Annotated in this window: 15 protein-coding genes; 5 read left to right on the forward strand and 10 right to left on the reverse strand. The window is 56.9% G+C overall.

Features of this window, described 5'->3' with window-relative positions:
* Complete coding sequence (dadX, locus tag J1C59_RS08480) at positions 1 to 1,071, forward strand: catabolic alanine racemase DadX (RefSeq protein WP_128085574.1); 1,071 nt, start codon at positions 1 to 3, stop codon at positions 1,069 to 1,071.
* On the opposite strand, the gene J1C59_RS08485 is transcribed toward dadX, so the two are convergent.
* From J1C59_RS08485 to yeaG, 6 genes are all read right to left on the reverse strand, one after another.
* The gene (locus J1C59_RS08485) at positions 1,064 to 2,257 is read right to left on the reverse strand and encodes a multidrug effflux MFS transporter (protein WP_128085573.1); all 1,194 of its coding nucleotides are present in this window, start codon (positions 2,255 to 2,257) and stop codon (positions 1,064 to 1,066) included. The genes dadX and J1C59_RS08485 overlap by 8 nt on opposite strands.
* Positions 2,258 to 2,384: 127 nt before the next feature.
* Positions 2,385 to 3,851 (reverse strand): undecaprenyl-phosphate galactose phosphotransferase WbaP, encoded by a 1,467-nt coding sequence (gene wbaP, locus J1C59_RS08490; protein WP_128085572.1) that lies wholly within the window; start codon positions 3,849 to 3,851, stop codon positions 2,385 to 2,387.
* Positions 3,852 to 4,225: 374 nt separating this feature from the next.
* Entirely contained in the window at positions 4,226 to 4,459 is a 234-nt protein-coding gene (locus tag J1C59_RS08495) for a DUF1480 family protein (RefSeq protein ID WP_111141824.1), read from the reverse strand.
* Positions 4,460 to 4,537: 78 nt separating this feature from the next.
* Positions 4,538 to 6,265: a potassium/proton antiporter gene (locus tag J1C59_RS08500; protein ID WP_128085571.1), complete on the reverse strand. Its 1,728-nt coding sequence runs from the start codon at positions 6,263 to 6,265 to the stop codon at positions 4,538 to 4,540.
* A 375-nt stretch (positions 6,266 to 6,640) separates the two neighbouring features.
* On the reverse strand, positions 6,641 to 7,918 hold the full coding sequence (locus J1C59_RS08505; RefSeq protein ID WP_128085570.1) for a YeaH/YhbH family protein: 1,278 nt from the start codon (positions 7,916 to 7,918) through the stop codon (positions 6,641 to 6,643).
* 89 nt (positions 7,919 to 8,007) lie between these two features.
* Positions 8,008 to 9,942, reverse strand: coding sequence for a protein kinase YeaG (gene yeaG / locus J1C59_RS08510; RefSeq protein ID WP_111141829.1), 1,935 nt, complete (start codon positions 9,940 to 9,942; stop codon positions 8,008 to 8,010).
* Positions 9,943 to 10,361: 419 nt separating this feature from the next.
* Here yeaG and J1C59_RS08515 point away from each other — a divergent pair, with 419 nt between their 5' ends.
* Positions 10,362 to 11,111 (forward strand): MipA/OmpV family protein, encoded by a 750-nt coding sequence (locus J1C59_RS08515; RefSeq protein WP_140917259.1) that lies wholly within the window; start codon positions 10,362 to 10,364, stop codon positions 11,109 to 11,111.
* A gap of 72 nt (positions 11,112 to 11,183) precedes the next feature.
* Positions 11,184 to 12,035, forward strand: coding sequence for an aldo/keto reductase (locus J1C59_RS08520; RefSeq protein ID WP_128085569.1), 852 nt, complete (start codon positions 11,184 to 11,186; stop codon positions 12,033 to 12,035).
* On the opposite strand, the gene J1C59_RS08525 is transcribed toward J1C59_RS08520, so the two are convergent.
* Both J1C59_RS08525 and gapA read right to left on the reverse strand, forming a co-directional pair.
* A complete protein-coding gene (locus J1C59_RS08525) occupies positions 12,032 to 12,931 on the reverse strand; it encodes a D-hexose-6-phosphate mutarotase (protein WP_128085568.1) in 900 nt (299 codons plus the stop codon). The two genes, J1C59_RS08520 and J1C59_RS08525, sit on opposite strands and share 4 nt — an antisense overlap.
* Before the next feature lie 74 nt (positions 12,932 to 13,005).
* Positions 13,006 to 14,004, reverse strand: coding sequence for a glyceraldehyde-3-phosphate dehydrogenase (gapA, locus tag J1C59_RS08530; protein WP_046101933.1), 999 nt, complete (start codon positions 14,002 to 14,004; stop codon positions 13,006 to 13,008).
* Between the two features lie 342 nt (positions 14,005 to 14,346).
* Between gapA and msrB the strand changes: the two genes are divergently transcribed.
* Positions 14,347 to 14,757: a peptide-methionine (R)-S-oxide reductase MsrB gene (msrB, locus tag J1C59_RS08535; protein WP_128085567.1), complete on the forward strand. Its 411-nt coding sequence runs from the start codon at positions 14,347 to 14,349 to the stop codon at positions 14,755 to 14,757.
* 4 nt (positions 14,758 to 14,761) lie between these two features.
* Positions 14,762 to 15,043: a YeaC family protein gene (locus tag J1C59_RS08540; RefSeq protein WP_128085566.1), complete on the forward strand. Its 282-nt coding sequence runs from the start codon at positions 14,762 to 14,764 to the stop codon at positions 15,041 to 15,043.
* A gap of 38 nt (positions 15,044 to 15,081) precedes the next feature.
* On the opposite strand, the gene pncA is transcribed toward J1C59_RS08540, so the two are convergent.
* A complete protein-coding gene (pncA, locus tag J1C59_RS08545; RefSeq protein ID WP_128085565.1) occupies positions 15,082 to 15,690 on the reverse strand; it encodes a bifunctional nicotinamidase/pyrazinamidase in 609 nt (202 codons plus the stop codon).
* A gap of 16 nt (positions 15,691 to 15,706) precedes the next feature.
* The gene (ansA, locus tag J1C59_RS08550; protein WP_128085564.1) at positions 15,707 to 16,720 is read right to left on the reverse strand and encodes an asparaginase; all 1,014 of its coding nucleotides are present in this window, start codon (positions 16,718 to 16,720) and stop codon (positions 15,707 to 15,709) included.
* Positions 16,721 to 16,796 lie beyond the last annotated feature (76 nt).

Raw genomic sequence — 16,796 nt, forward strand, 5'->3', positions numbered from 1 at the left:
ATGTCACGTCCGATTGTTGCGACCATTAACCAGCAGGCGCTGCGTCATAACCTGACGGTTGTGCGCCAGGCCGCCCCCGCCTCGCGCGTCTGGTCAGTGGTCAAAGCGAATGCCTACGGGCACGGTATAGATCGCGTGCGCGACGCGCTGTCTGCCACCGACGGCTTTGCGCTGCTCAATATGGAAGAGGCGATTCAGCTGCGTGAGCAGGGCTGGAAAAAACCGATTCTGCTGCTGGAGGGCTTTTTTCACCCGGACGATCTGCAGCTGATCGACCGCTATCGCCTGACGACCAGCGTGCACAGCAACTGGCAGATCAATGCGCTGGCGGCGGCCAGGCTCTCTGCGCCGGTGGATATCTACCTCAAGGTCAACAGCGGCATGAACCGGCTGGGCTTCCGGCCGGAGCAGGTTAACAGCGCATGGCAGAAGCTGCGGGCGCTGAGTAACGTGGGTGAGATGACGCTGATGGCACACTTTGCCGATGCGGAAAATCCCGAGGGGCTGATTGACCCGCTGCAGCGCATCGAACAGGCGGCCGAGGGGCTGAACTGCCCGCGCTCTCTCTCTAACTCCGCCTGTACGCTGTGGCATCCGGAGGCGCACTTTGACTGGGTTCGTCCCGGCATCGTCCTTTATGGCGCCTCGCCCAGCGGCGACTGGCAGGATATCGCCGGCAGCGGCCTGCAACCGGTGATGACCCTGAGCAGCGAGATTATCGCGGTGCAGCAACTTCAGGCGGGCGATGGCGTCGGCTACGGCTACCGCTACCGGGCCAGCAGCGCCCAGCGGATCGGCGTCGTCGCCTGTGGCTACGCCGACGGCTATCCGCGTCATGCGCCGACCGGCACGCCCGTCTGCGTGGATGGCGTGATGACCCAGGTCGTGGGCGCAATCTCCATGGATATGATCACGGTGGATCTGACCCCCTGTCCACAGGCGGGCATCGGCTCTGCGGTCGAGCTGTGGGGCGAGCAGGTTAAAATTGATCAGGTCGCTAAAGCGGCCGGAACGGTAGGGTACGAGCTGATGTGTGCACTCGCCCCCCGCGTTCCGGTCAGGGCTATTTAAGCGCGGTCAGCGTGCCGCGCATCTTCCTGCTGCAGCGCCAGGCGAGGAATGCCAGCGCTGCACCCACCAGCATCATCAGACTCAGTGAGAGCTTCTCCGCCACCGGCAGCGCCACGATAATCAGGCTGCCTGCCGCACCGCCCGCCATCTGAATAAAGCCCTGCAGGGCCGACGCGACGCCCGCCTGCTGCTGATACGGCTCCAGTGCATAGCTGGTGGCGGGGCCGACGGTAAAGGCCAGACCGGCCACCGCCACGGCCACCGGGAACATATAGAGCGCCCAGTGCGTCTGCATCGCGGCCGGGAAGATCTGCATACCGGCTACCAGCAGCAGCGCGCCCATCAGCATGGTCAGGAAACCCATCGCCAGACAGAACGGGCGACCCGCCTTACGAATCGCTTTGTTGACGAACATGCTGACAAACATGATCCAGAATCCGTTCGCGCCAAACGCAAAGGAGAACTGAATCGGGGTCAGGCCGCCTTCGCTCATCAGCACCTGGGGTGCCAGCGACACATAGGTCAGCACCATGCCCAGCGCACCGGCATTGGCAAACGCAAACGCCAGGAAGCGGGGCTGACGCAGGATCGCGGCATACTGTTTAACCGGCAGGCCTTTCACGCGCAGGGTATCCGCCGGACGGGTCTCGGGCAGCCAGATCAGCACCAGCAGCGTAATCAGCGCGCCGTAGCCGCAGAGGAACCAGAAGGGCGCGCGCCAGTCGAAGGCGCTGGCCAGCAGGCCGCCCAGCAGCGGCGCGAGGGCCGGAACGATGTTCAGCGCGCCATTCAGGAAGCCATAGGCGCGGGCGGCATCATCCCCGCTGAGTCTGTCGCGCACGCCGCTGAAGGCCACAACCGCGCTGCAGCAGACGCCGCAGCCCTGCACCAGGCGCGCGATTACGAACAGCGGAAAAGAGGTGGCGGTCGCCGCGATAGCACTGCCGGTAATGTAAAGTGCCAGGCCCAGCAGCGCGATCGGCTTACGGCCATAGTTATCCACCAGCGGACCGGTGACCAGTTGCCCCAGGCCCATTACCAGCAGGAACAGGGGGATCGTGGTCTGCACCAGGGTAACCGGCGTATTCAGCCCGACGGCGATTTGCGGCAGCGTGGGCAAATAGAGATCGATGCCTAAAGGTGCCAGTAGCACCAGGCTTAATAACAGCAGAGTAAATTTTTGCATAACAACCAGAGGGTAAACGGTCTGTTAAAAAACGATCGCAAAGGGTAATGATTCAGAGGCAAAAAAGATAGAGGAAAGGGGTGCGGAAAGTGCGATGCCTGCCGGAACAGGCATCGCAGGGCCAGACTCAGTAGGCACCGTCGCGGCGCAGCACCACACCGGCGGTTTTGAACAGAATGGCGATGTCGGTCCAGAGCGCCCAGTTCTTCACATACCAGGAGTCAAAATAGACGCGGGTATCATAGTCGATGTCGTTTCGTCCGCTGACCTGCCAGAGGCCGGTCATGCCGGGCTTGGCCATCAGGTAGTAGTCCACGTCACCGGCATAGCGCTCCAGTTCGGCTTCAATCACCGGGCGCGGGCCCACCAGGCTCATCTCACCGCGAATCACGTTCCAGAGCTGCGGTAACTCATCCAGGCTGGTTTTACGCAGGAACCCACCGATAGCGGTAATACGGGGATCGTTCTTCAGTTTGAAGTCTTTGTCCCACTCCCGGCGCGCCTCTTCGCTGGTCGCCAGTAACTTCTCCAGCACCTCTTTGGAGTTAGTCACCATCGAGCGGAACTTCAGGCACTTAAACTTTTTGCCGTTCTGACCGACCCGCTCGTGACCATAGATCGCATTGCCGCCATCCCGCTTCACCATAAAGCAGAGGAGGGCGAAGATCGGGCCGAGGAACAGCAGCAGCATCGACGCCACCACGATATCAAAGGCGCGCTTCATAAAGCGGGAAGAGTGCTTCGCCAGGTTATTGCTGACGCGCAGGATCATCACTTCATGGCTGAAAATAAAGGACATGTCGGTGCCGTAGAGCGGTACACCGCGCAGCGTCGGGATGACGGAGACCGATCGGCAGTTCATCTTCGACAGAAACTTCAGCCAGCGGTCGCGCATCGGCTGCTGCTCATACTCCATGGCGACGATAAACTGCACGTTGTCACGGTCGATGGTCTGCCAGTTGATATCTTTCCAGGTGATCACCGGCACGCCGTTGACGCTCTGCCCGGTCGGCACATCGTCCACCGAGATAAACGCCTGCACGTTGTAGCCCAGAATCTCTTCACTCTGCAGCGCCGCATAGGCTTCGGTGGCGTTGCGGCCTGAACCGATGATGATGGTCTCTTTCTGCCACTGGCCCGCCTTGTTGATGGCGCGCTTGACCATCGCCCGCATCAGCGGCAGCAGCAGCAGGGCGTATGTCCAGCTGAAGACCCAGACCATGCGCGAAAAGTCCCACTTTGAAAAGGCGATCAGCGCGAGGTCGAGCAGCGAGAAAACAAATAACGTTTTGACGATCTCTTTCAGCTCAAACCAGAAAGGTTTGCGATAGGTATAGTGACGCAGACGCACCCAGAACCAGCCGGTACAGAGCACCGACATAATAAACTGGGCAATAAAACGATATTCAATCTGATGCGGCGGAATAAAGGAATCCAGCTCGCCCCAAATACCCTGTATCGTGGCGGCAGATAAAAACAAAGCCAGATTGAGTGCAATCAGATCGGAGAAACTCAGGGCGAATTTCACGATGATATTCTTGCGCGTGCCGCTCCACGAGCGGCTCGGGCTATTCATTATCAATGTACTTGCCATAAAACCTGCTCTCTTTCTTTAGTAAAAGATGGCCTGATCAGAATCAGGTACGCGCTCAGGAGTGGGCTGCTGAAAATTAAAAAGTCATTTTCAGGCTGGTGCAGTCAGTCAAGCCAGTACAGCTGCAAAAAGATAACGATTAAAGCGTGATGGTACTCACGAAATGTTGCAGCATTGAGAATGAGTATGCAGGAGATATTTGACAGAGTTAATACGGAAAAAATCTGAAAACGGCGAAAGTGATTAAAGTTTTAAATGGCTAAGCTGATGTTTCAATTAGATAAAATAAGAGGGCGGTCAGTTATAACCAAACTGTTTAAGACGCTTTTTAGGAATTACCGCCGGTTTAGGCGACCGGCGGTAATGAAAAAGGCTCAGGCAGGTTTTTTTAAAATCCAGCGGTCCTGCTGTTTATCGTAATGACCGATTTGCAGATCCACCGGTTCCCCGTCGATCCAGGCGGGCACGCTGGTATCGCGATCCCAGCCGTCAAGTTGGGTAATTAAGCCGGGATTGGTATGACAGGGGATACTGACGGTGTCGGTGTTCTCACCGTCAAGATCGGCATCAACAATCTCATAACGACCAATTTTAACGACGTGTCCCATTCATTTCTCCCGTTTTTACTGACATAGAGCGTTAAGCTTAGCGTATCAACAGAAAATAACGTGGCTGAATGATTAGGATTATTCCTTCTCTTCCGCCGGACGGACCCCGATCTTAACAATACGGTTATCCTCTTTCTCCGCCACGGTCCACGTCAGCTGATTCCACTCCACCTGGTCACCAACGACCGGCGCGCCGCCCAGCATCGCCAGCACCAGTTGTCCCAGCGACTGCTGATCGTTGGTGCTCTCATCCAGCTCCAGGCCATAAATCTGCGCAACGTCACGCAGACGCGCCTCTGCATCCAGAATAAAGTCCCCAAAGAAGCGCTGATCGAGTGAAACCGGCGGCGTCTGACTGAACATCTTGCCCAGCGCAGGCAGGTCGCGCTCACGGCCGATGACGCAAATCACGTCGTTCTCTTTAAGCCGCGTGCCGCCGTTGGGGTGCATCAGCACATTGTCACGGAACAGGGCGGCGATGCGGGTTTCTCGCGGCATCTGCAGGTCGCGCAGGGCCGCGCCCACGCACCACTTATCTGCGCTGAGCTGATAGACAAACTGCTCCCACGGATTCTCCGGATGAATATCCAGGCCAACACGGCTGATGGGCGAGGCGGTCGGTGGCACCACCACTTTCGCTTTTTTGGCGGCAAAGCCCAGCGAGGTGCCCTGCAGCATCAGGGAGACCAGCACCACAAAGAAGGCGATATTAAAATAGAGCGAGGCGTTCTCCAGCCCGGCCATCATCGGGAACACCGCCAGGATAATCGGCACCGCACCGCGTAAGCCCACCCAGCTGATAAAGAACCGTTCGCGGGTGGTAAAGCTGCGGAACGGCAGCAGGCCGATAAAGACCGACAGCGGACGCGCCACCAGAATCAGCCACAGCGACAGGATCATCGCGGGCAGGGCGATATGCCAGAGGTCGGACGGCGTCACCAGCAGCCCCAGCACGATAAACATGCCAATCTGGCTGAGCCACGCCATCCCGTCGAAGGTCTGCAGGATGCCATGACGGTTGCGAATCGGGCGGTTGCCCAGCAGGAAGCCGCACAGGTAGACGGCGAGGATGCCGCTGCCCTCTAACACCGTCGTCAGAGCAAACACCAGAATGCCGCCGCTCAGCGCCAGCAGCGGGTAAAGCCCCCCGGCCAGACTGATGCGATTGATCAGCTGCTGCAGCGCCCAGCCACCGCCCAGGCCCAGCACGATGCCCAGTCCGAACTGCTGCACCAGATGCACCAGGAACATCCAGTCGAGCCCGCTGCGGCCCTGCTCGATCATCTCAATCAGGGTAATGGTGAGAAAGACCGCCATCGGGTCGTTGCTGCCCGATTCGATCTCCAGGGTGGAGCTGACACGTTCGTTCAGCCCTTTGTCGCCCAGCAGCGAAAAGACGGCGGCGGCGTCGGTGGAGCCGATAATCGCGCCGATCAGGAAGCCCTGCATCATATCGAGGTTAAACAGCCAGGCGGCAACCACCCCGGTCAGGCCGGCGGTAATCATCACGCCCACGGTCGCCAGCGACAGTGCCGGGCCGAGCGCCACCTTAAACGAGGTGGCCTTGGTGCGCATCCCGCCATCCAGCAGGATGATGGCCAGCGCCAGGTTCGAGATCAGATAGGCTGCCGGATAGTTATCGAAGGCGATACCGCCGATGCCATCCACCCCGGTCAGCATACCCAGAGCGAGGAAGATCACCAGAATCGGGATCCCCAGCCGGGATGAGAAAGAGCTCAGCAAAATACTCGATGCTACCAGCACGGAACCGATGATAAACAGACTGTAGACGATAGTGTGGTTCAAACCCGGTCTCCTGAGATATGACGGCGCGAAGGCGCGACTGGTGACAAATATCCATGCTATCTCTGAAAGATAATGTTTTATCAAGGAGTTGTCATTGTGAAAATGTGTATTATACGAATTGCTTAATGCGCTGTGGTATCAGATTAATGTGAAGAATGAGGGGGTTGGCAGGCAAGCGGGGGAAAACAGACTGTTTTAACAGGTTATTCGGCGGATAAAAAAGCCGGTGATAAACCGGCTCTGCGGGTAAACGCGATGGACGCTGCGCCTCAACCCTCAGGTGCGGGCGATGGCGGCAGGCGGTGAACCGCCGGAAGGCAGGCTCCGGCGGAGGGGGAGTGCGCCACAGTCAGGCATTTTCGCCCCGCTGTGGCGTCAGGCTTCCGTTGCCTGCTTATGAAACAGCGATCGAAATACCGGATAGATATCTTCCGGCTCGCGGATATGTTCAATGGCAAAGTTATCGAACGTCGCCTGCAGATGTTCATACTCGCGCCACAGCGTCTGATGGGCCCGGCGGGTGATCTCGATATAGCTGTAGTACCGCACCACCGGCAGGATCTGCTTCGCCAGGATTTCATGGCAGAGCGGGGAGTCATCGGCCCAGTTGTCGCCATCGGACGCCTGCGCGGCATAGATGTTCCACTGCGCCGGGTCATATCGCTCTTTGACCACCTCATCCATCAGTTTGAGGGCACTGGAGACGATGGTGCCGCCGGTTTCCTGCGAATAGAAGAACTCCTGTTCATCGACCTCTTTCGCCTGGGTGTGATGGCGGATATAGACCACATCCACATTTTTGTAGGTGCGGCTCAGGAACAGGTAGAGCAGGATATAGAAGCGTTTTGCCATATCCTTGGTGGCCTGATCCATGGAGCCGGAGACATCCATCAGACAGAACATCACGGCCTGGCTGGAGGGCTCCGGACGTTTCTCGAAGTTCTTGTAACGCAGATCGAAGGTGTCGATAAAGGGCACCCGGTCAATGCGCGCACGCAGCTCGGCGATCTCTTTGCGCAGCCGCTCCTCCTCCAGCAGCTGGGCCGGTTCGCTTTTCTGCACTTCCTGCAGGGTTTCCTCCAGTTCGTGCAGCATCCGGCGTTTGCCCGCTGTCATCGCCGTACGCCGCGCCAGCGAGTTCTGCAGCGACCGCACGACGCTGATGTTGGCCGGCACGCCGTTAGAAGTAAAACCGGCGCGGTGGGTCTTGTACTCGTTCAGCTGGCGATGCTGATTCCGGCGCAGGTTAGGCAGCGCCAGATCCTCGAACAGCAGGTCCAGATACTCATCTTTGGAAATCTGAAAGACGAACTCATCCTGGCCTTCACCATCCTGACTGGCGTTGCCCTGACCGCTGCCACCACCGCCGCCGCCGCCCTGCGGGCGTTCGACGCGGTCATTCTGAACAAAATGGTCATTGCCCGGATGGACCCGATGGCGGTTGCCGCCGCGGCCCTGATGGAAAATCGGCTCATTAATGTCGTCAATCGGGATAGAGACGGACTCACCGCTGCTTACGTCGGTCACCGAGCGTTTATTGATGGCCTCGGAGATCGACTGCTTGATTTGTGACTTGTATCGGCGCAAGAAGCGCTGGCGGTTGACCGCGCTCTTGTTTTTGCCGTTAAGCCGGCGATCGATGAAATAGGCCATGGTATTCCCCCAAACTACATTGTAAGCAGGCCGGGCGAACCCGACCTTTTCAGACCGGTATCACTTACCGGCAAGCTTACAGACTCTGATCAGGACGATTTACGCACACGCAGATACCATTCGCAGAGCAGACGAACCTGCTTGCGGGTATAGCCTTTTTCCATCATGCGATCGACAAAATCATCATGTTTTTTCTGCTCATCCGTCGAGGTCTTGGTGTTAAACGAGATGACCGGCAGCAACTCTTCCGTGTTGGAGAACATTTTCTTCTCGATCACGGTGCGCAGTTTTTCGTAACTGGTCCAGTTCGGATTGCGACCGTTATTGTGTGCCCGGGCGCGCAGCACAAAGTTGACGATCTCGTTACGGAAATCTTTCGGGTTACTGATGCCGGCAGGCTTCTCGATTTTCTCCAGCTCTGCGTTAAGCGATTCACGGTCAAACAGCTGGCCGGTATCGGGATCGCGGTACTCCTGATCCTGGATCCAGAAATCGGCATAGGTGACATAGCGGTCAAAGATGTTCTGACCATATTCAGAGTAGGATTCCAGATAGGCCGTCTGAATCTCTTTGCCGATAAACTCCGCATATTTCGGGATCAGATAGCCTTTAAGGTGCTCAAGGTACTTCTCTGCCTGCTCCTGCGGGAACTGCTCGCGTTCGATCTGCTGCTCCAGCACGTAGAACAGGTGCACCGGGTTCGCCGCCACTTCGGCGTGGTCGAAGTTAAATACCCGCGACAGGATCTTAAAGGCGAAGCGGGTCGAGAGCCCGTTCATCCCCTCATCCACACCGGCGTAGTCGTGGTACTCCTGCCAGGATTTCGCTTTCGGATCCGTATCTTTCAGGCTCTCGCCGTCATAGACCCGCATCTTGGAGTAGATGCTGGAGTTTTCGGGATCTTTCAGACGCGACAGAATGGAGAAGCGTGCCAGGGTTTCCAGCGTGCCGGGCGCGCAAGGCGAGGTCGCCAGCTCACTGTGGGCAAGCAGCTTGTCGTAGATTTTAATCTCTTCGGAGACCCGCAGGCAGTAGGGCACCTTAACGATGTAAACGCGGTCGAGAAACGCCTCATTATTCTTGTTATTGCGGAACGTAACCCACTCCGATTCGTTGGAGTGCGCCAGAATAATGCCGTTGAAGGGCAGCGCTGAGATCCCCTCAGTCCCGTTGTAGTTCCCCTCCTGGGTCGCCGTCAGTAACGGGTGAAGCACCTTGATCGGAGCCTTGAACATCTCGACGAATTCCATGATGCCCTGGTTCGCGCGGCAGAGCGCGCCGGAGTAGCCGTACGCATCCGGATCGTTCTGGGCATGGTTTTCCAGTTTGCGGATGTCCACTTTACCGACCAGCGCGGAGATATCCTGGTTGTTCTCATCGCCTGGCTCAGTTTTAGCAATCGCCAGCTGCTCCAGAATCGACGGCCAGACCTTCACGACCTTGAAGCGTGAAATGTCGCCACCGAAATCGTGCAGGCGCTTGGCCGCCCACGGCGACATGATGGTGCCCAGGTAACGACGCGGCACGCCATACTCTTTTTCAAGAATATGCGCATCTTCCTGAGGATTGAACAGGCAGAGCGGATGGTCATTCACCGGGCTGCGCTCGCCATCGGCGCTCAGCACATAGATCGGCACCCGCTGCATCAGCGACTTCAGCCGTTCTGCCAGCGAGGATTTACCGCCACCCACCGGACCCAGCAGATAGAGGATCTGTTTCTTCTCTTCCAGTCCCTGAGCGGCATGTTTCAGGTAGGAGACGATCTGCTCAATCGCTTCCTCCATGCCGTAAAACTCCTCGAACGCCGGATAGCGTCCCATCACACGGTTGGAAAATATTCTGGAAAGGCGTGGCTCCTGGGCAGTGTCGACCATAACCGGCTCTCCGATAGCCATTAACAGTCGTTCTGCCGCGTTGGCGTATGCACTGCGATCCTGCTTACAGATGGCAAGAAATTCCTGCAGTGTGAACTCTTCGTCCTTGGCAGCTTCATAACGCTGACGATAGTGATCGAATATATTCATAGCGATGCCCGTCCTTTCGTTTTTAGCACAGGTAAGGAGCGTAATTAGAGACTTGTAGCAGCTCCCGGAAGATATTCTTTGTTGAGTACAGCAACCCTTATGCCAACCTGATCTTTTTTATCGGTATACACAACTTTTGTGGTTACTCTGCTCGGTCAAAATCTCTGCTGTTACTTCTAACTGTAGATGGCTTCTAGGAAATTTCCTCCATGGGTTAGGGTGAAAAGGAGAGTGTTCAAAAGTAATTGGGTTTGTTGTGAGATGAGTTCAAATTGCTGATGCTTTAACTTAACGTGTTTTTAACCTTTAATGCCACTTTAGTTGATGAGCGGCTTAAAGGATTTCGATATAAGTTAATCCAGTCGTAAAAAACCGTTAGACTTCCTGTTTGATTGTTATATTTATGGAATGAATAAATTGTGAACCAATTCAAATTTAAGACGCTTGTTGCCCTTCTGCCCTGTTATTTACTGATGCCGCAGGCCAATGCCGCTCCGCTTTCCGTGGGCGCATCGGTCATCTACGCCGAGTCGCCTTACCGTGGCGGTCAGGACCACTATCTGCCGGTTCCGGTGATCAACTATGAAGGTGAAAACTTCTGGTTCCGCAGCCTGCAGGGCGGCTACTACCTCTGGAAAGATCCGCAGGACCAGCTGTCGCTGACGCTGCTGGGTTCACCGCAGGAGTACAAACCCAGCGACAACGACCTGGGCGATATGAAAGGGCTGGATAAGCGCCGCATGACGCTGATGGGCGGCCTGACCTACCGTCATACCGCAGACTGGGGGATCGTCCGCACCGCCTTGCTGGGTGATGTCCTGAACAACAGCAACGGCATGATCTGGGATCTGACCTACCTTTACCGTTTCCAGATGGGGGATTTCAGCCTGACCCCGGGTATCGGTGCGATGTGGAACAGTGCCAATCAGAACCGTTATTACTATGGCGTGTCCGGGCACGAAAGCGCGCGGACCGGTATCCGCCGCTATAACCCGGATGACAGCTGGTCGCCCTATGTTGAGCTGAGCGCCAGCTATCAGATTGCGACGCAGTGGAACATCGGCGTGACCGGTCGCTACACCCGCTTCGACAGTGAAATCAAAGACAGCCCGATGATTGAGAAGAGCGGGCAGACGACCCTCTGGACAGGCGTCAGCTACAGCTTCTGATAACGCACCACAGGAGGGCATTTATGGCCCTCTGTTTTTTTATGGGGCCCTGAAACGGGGCGGGAGAGCAGAATGCGCAACACGATAAATTTTGCCGGATTCGATACGCTGCCGGTCATCGGTCAGGGCACCTGGTACATGGGCGAAACCGCCTCGCAGCGGGCCGCTGAAGTCGCGGCACTGCAGGCCGGACTGGATTGCGGGCTGCGGCTTATCGATACCGCCGAGATGTATGCGGAGGGCGGGGCAGAAGAGGTGGTCGGCGAGGCGCTGCGCGGACGGCGCGAACAGGCGTTGCTGGTCTCGAAGGTCTATCCGTGGAACGCGGGGGAAGTGGATGCCATCGACGCCTGCGAGCGCAGCCTGCGCCGCCTGCAGACAGATTACCTCGACCTCTATCTGCTGCACTGGCGCGGCAACATTCCGCTGGAAGAGACTCTGCGCGCTATGGAACGTCTGCAGCAGCAGGGCAAAATCCGCCACTGGGGCGTCTCAAACTTTGATACAGAGGATCTGGCGGAACTGTGGGATGAACCCGGCGGAAATCACTGCGCAACTAATCAGGTGCTCTATCATCTGGCGTCACGCGGCATTGAGTCCGCGCTGCTGCCCGCCTGTCAGCAGCGCGGGATGCCGGTCATGGCCTATTGCCCGCTGGCCCAGGCCGGCCGCTTACGGGAATCGCTGTTCAGCGATCCCCTTCTGACGCAGATTGCACAGCAAAAGGGCATCAGCGTGGCGCAACTCCTGCTGGCCTGGGTGGTTCGCCAGCAGGGGGTAATCGCCATTCCTAAAGCCAGCTCTGTCGCTCACGTTCAGGAAAATGCGGCAGCGCTGGAGGTGAAACTGACTGATGAGGAGCTGGCCCGCATCGATCGTGCCTGGCCAGCGCCGCAGCATCGCGTACCGCTGGATATTGTTTAGCTGCCCGCCTTGTCGCTGGCGGCGGCTTTCTTCTTCAGGCGGAAGGTCGTGGCCAGCCGTGCTGGCTTTTCACCCGCGCTGCGCAACGGTTTGCTGATACGCGCGGTTTCCACACAGACCATGGTTTTGTAGCCTTCGTTCGCCATATCGGCCATGCTGCAGGAGAGTTCCACGCCCGGATTCCAGGTGACAACGTCACTGTGATGGTGGTGATATACCTCGATCTGGCGCTGACCCATGGTATCGTTGATGACGGCGCAATCCTGCGGGGCGGTAAAGATGCGGTCAACTCTGCCCGGATAGCGCTGTTTGCCGTCGCTGCTGCCCACCTGTCCCTCATTGACCTTATCAATGAAGCTGTTGCCCAGTCCGGAAACCTCGACACCCTGAATATCGCTGACGGTGAAGTAGCTGTGCAGTGCCGCTGTGGCGTCAAAGTCGCCATAGGCTTCCAGCTCGATTTCGCAATGCTGACCCAGGCGGAAGCGGGCGATCAGGGTAAACGCGTGCGGCCACAGCTTCAGGGTCTGAGGATTGCTCTCCAGCACCAGCGTCAGCATCACGCCCTCTTCGTTTTCATCGTGGGCGGTCAGTTTCCACGGCTGGGTACGGGCAAACCCGTGCGCCGGTTCGCCCGCCGGGCCAAACCAGGGCCAGCAGATCGGCACACCGCCGCGAATCGCCTTGCCGGGGGCGAACAGGCTCTTGTCGCTCAGCCAGAGCACCGGTTTTTCACCGCTGGGCTGCCAGGCGATGAGATGCGCACCCTGCAGCGTAATGGCCGCCCGGACCCTGGGATGGCTCACCACAATCGTCGGCAGGTCGCCCGCCTGACGCTGCGAAAGGTAAGGGGAGATCTGTGTGACTACCGGCAGAGAAAACAGTTTTTCTTGCATGTTCGATTCCTTCCTGTACGGATCAAAAAAAGGGCGACCGAAGTCGCCCTTATTCTCAATGCTGTCTGGCTGCCTTATTTAGCAGAAACCAGTGCAATCAGGTCGAGAACTTTGTTTGAGTAGCCAGTTTCGTTATCGTACCAGGAAACCAGTTTCACAAAGTTGTCGTTCAGCGCGATACCTGCTTTCGCATCGAAGACTGAAGTCAGGACTTCGCCGTTGAAGTCGGTGGAAACCACGTCATCTTCAACATAGCCCAGCACGTCTTTCATCTCGCCTTCTGCTGCGGCTTTAATCGCTGCACAGATCTCTTTATAAGAAGCCGCTTTTTCCAGACGTACGGTCAGGTCAACAACGGACACGTTAGGCGTAGGAACGCGGAAAGCCATACCGGTCAGTTTGCCGTTCAGCTCTGGCAGAACTTTACCGACTGCTTTCGCTGCGCCGGTTGATGAAGGGATGATGTTCTGCGATGCGCCGCGGCCGCCGCGCCAGTCTTTGTGAGACGGGCCATCAACGGTTTTCTGGGTTGCGGTGGTCGCGTGAACGGTGGTCATCAGACCTTCAACGATACCGAACTTGTCGTTGATCACTTTAGCCAGCGGAGCCAGGCAGTTAGTGGTACAGGATGCGTTAGAAACGATATCCTGGCCTTCGTATTTGTCGAAGTTTGCACCACGAACAAACATTGGGGTGTCATCTTTAGATGGACCGGTCAGAACGACTTTCTTAGCACCTGCGGTGATGTGTTTACGCGCGGTTTCGTCGGTCAGGAAGATACCGGTTGCTTCAGCAACAACGTCAACACCTGCTTCATCCCACTTCAGGTTGGCAGGATCTCTCTCAGCGGTAACACGGATTTTTTTACCGTTTACAATCAGTGCGCCATCCTGAACTTCTACGGTGCCGTCGAAACGACCGTGAGTAGAGTCATACTTCAGCATGTACGCCATGTAATCCGCGTCCAGCAGGTCGTTGATAGCAACGATTTCGATGTCAGAACGTTTCTGAGCAGCACGGAAAACGATGCGACCGATACGGCCAAAACCGTTGATACCTACTTTGATAGTCATATATTCCACCAGCTATTTGTTAGTGAATAAAAGGTTGCCTGTAAAATTACAAAAACCTTACCAGGCGTCAAGCGGAATCGTGTCAATTGTTGCGACAAATCAATTCGCCTGAGAGGAATTATTCGGTGCGCAACCGCTTGCGCACCGCCAATGATATCGCGCTTCGCCGAATCAATCGCCGAATATATAGGGATGCTTCGGAGAAAAGGTGATCGAAGTCACAAATCCGCTTAGCGGGCGACCAGGTGAGAGGGTGAGCACAAAAAAAGACCCGGGTTATGTTGATCATTTGTTAGAATAATAGTCGAATTTTTCAGAATGGCACTGCCCGGAAATCTTAAAATGGTTAAAGACACCGCACCCGAAGCAAAAATTGCGCAGCTGACCGAGATGCAGCGATACGTGACTCAGCAACGCGGAACGGAACCGCCTTACAGCGGCGCACTGCTGCACAACAAGCAGGAAGGGATGTATCACTGCCTGGTCTGCGAGGCGCCTCTTTTCCTCTCTGAAACCAAATATGATTCAGGTTGTGGCTGGCCGAGTTTTTACGAGCCCGTCAGTGACGATGCGATTCGCTATATCGACGATAACTCCCACGGCATGCAGCGCGTCGAAATTCGTTGCGGCAGCTGTGATGCGCATCTGGGCCATGTTTTCCCGGATGGCCCGCAACCGACCGGCGAACGCTACTGTGTTAACTCCGCCTCGCTGAATTTCACCGATGAGCAGGGCGTCCAGACCAAAGGGTAAGACGATGAAGGAACAACTCGAAGCGATGCTTGCGTCAATGACGCCCGAAGTCTACCAGCGGCTGGCCACGGCGGTTGAGATTGGCAAGTGGCCGGATGGCGTGGCGCTGACGCAGGAGCAGCGCGACAACTGTCTGCAACTGGTGATGATGTGGCAGGCCAGGCACAACGATGCGCCGCAGCATATGACCATCGGCAAGGGCGGCGAGATGGTGATGAAGACGAAAAAAGAGCTGAAGGAGGAGTTCGGCATCGACTCCGACGTCACCCGCATCCATCTGCACTGATGGCGAAAAAAAAGCTGGCCTCCTGCCAGCTTTTTTTATCAGATGAGGATCGCTCCCTGCGCGGTCATCTGCGCAAAGGCAACCTCGCTGTCTTCCGGGTTCAGGTTGACGCCGCGACAACCCTCTTTGACCACCTCAACGTGATACCCCAGCTCCAGCGCATCCAGCACGCTGTATTTAACGCAGTAATCGGTCGCCAGACCCAGCATCACCAGATGGGTGATCCCGCGTTCGCGCAGCCAGCTATCCAGCTCGGTTTTGCGACGGTGGCCATTATCAAAAAAGGCGCTGTAGCTGTCGACATCCTGATCCTGTCCTTTATGGAACGTCGCATCGAACAGCGAGCGATCCAGGTCTGGATGGAAGTCCGCACCCGCCGACCCCTGAACGCCATGATCGGGCCACCAGATCTGAGCCAGCCCGTTTAACTCACCCAGCGTGTAGACCGGCTCGCCGGAGACGGAGGCAAAGCTGCCGTGGTCGGCCGGGTGCCAGTCCTGTAAGGCCAGCACGCACTCGCCCCGCTCATGGAACAGCCGCGCATAACGATTCGCCACCTCAACGGTGTGGTCCCCTTCGTGAACGGCCATCGGGCCGCCGGGACAGAAATCGTTCTGAATATCAATAATGATAAGAGCCCGCTTCATTACATGTTGCTCCGTGTCAGTCTTCAGTCAGTTCGCCGCGCAGGTTCTGCTGCATCTTCGCGCGAATTTGATCGGCAGAGAGATCCTGACTCAGTAAGAAGTGTAGCTTGGTCAGCGCGGCTTCCACCGTCAGGTCAAATCCGCTGATCACCCCGGCATGTTCCAGCGCATTGCCGGTGGCATATCCACCCATGTTCACTTTGCCAGAGATACACTGGGTCAGGTTGACCACCACGATGCCACGCTCGCTGGCCTGATGAAGCTCCGCCAGAAACTCTTTGTTCTGTGGCGCATTGCCGACGCCGTATGAGCGCAGGATCAGCGCTTTGACGGGCTGGCGCAGGAAGTTACGCACGACATCTGCGGAGATCCCCGGATAGATGGTCACCACGCCGATGGGCTGTGGCGTGATGGTGTGCACTTTCAGCGCGCCCTGGCCGGCAGGGGCGGGCGGCGTATTGAGGCGGCGAATATGAATGCCCGCTTCCAGCAGCGCGGAGAGGTTCGGCGAGGCAAAGGCGTTGAAGCCGTCGGCATGCGCTTTTGTGGTCCGGTTACCGCGATAGAGCGTGTTGTTGAAGAACAGCGACACTTCGTTAATCGGATAATTGGCGGCGACATAGAGCGAGTTCAGCAGATTCTGCTGACCGTCTGAGCGCAGCTCCGCCAGCGGGATCTGCGAGCCGGTCACGATCACCGGTTTGGCCAGATTCTCCAGCATGAAGGAGAGCGCCGAGGCGGTGAACGCCATGGTGTCCGTGCCGTGCAGGATCACAAAACCATCATAGCGATCGTAGTTCTGCCGGATATCTTCGGCGATAGACTGCCAGTCCTGCGGCGTCATATCGGAGGAGTCGATCAGCGGCTGATATTCATGAATGGTGAAATCAGGCATCTCGGGGCGATGGAACTCCGGCATGTTTGCCAGTTGCTCCTGCAGGTGACCGGAAACCGGAATATAGCCCTGCGCCGAACGCTGCATACCGATGGTCCCGCCCGTGTAGGCTACGTAGATGTTTTTCTTTTGCATTAGAGAACTCAGACTCGCCATAAAAGGCGCAGTATAAGGGGAATAGCGGGGAAAAGCAGCCCGACCAGCGGCCGGG

The sequence above is a fragment of the Pantoea deleyi genome, assembly GCF_022647325.1.
In the GTDB taxonomy this organism is placed as follows: Bacteria; Pseudomonadota; Gammaproteobacteria; order Enterobacterales; family Enterobacteriaceae; genus Pantoea; species Pantoea deleyi.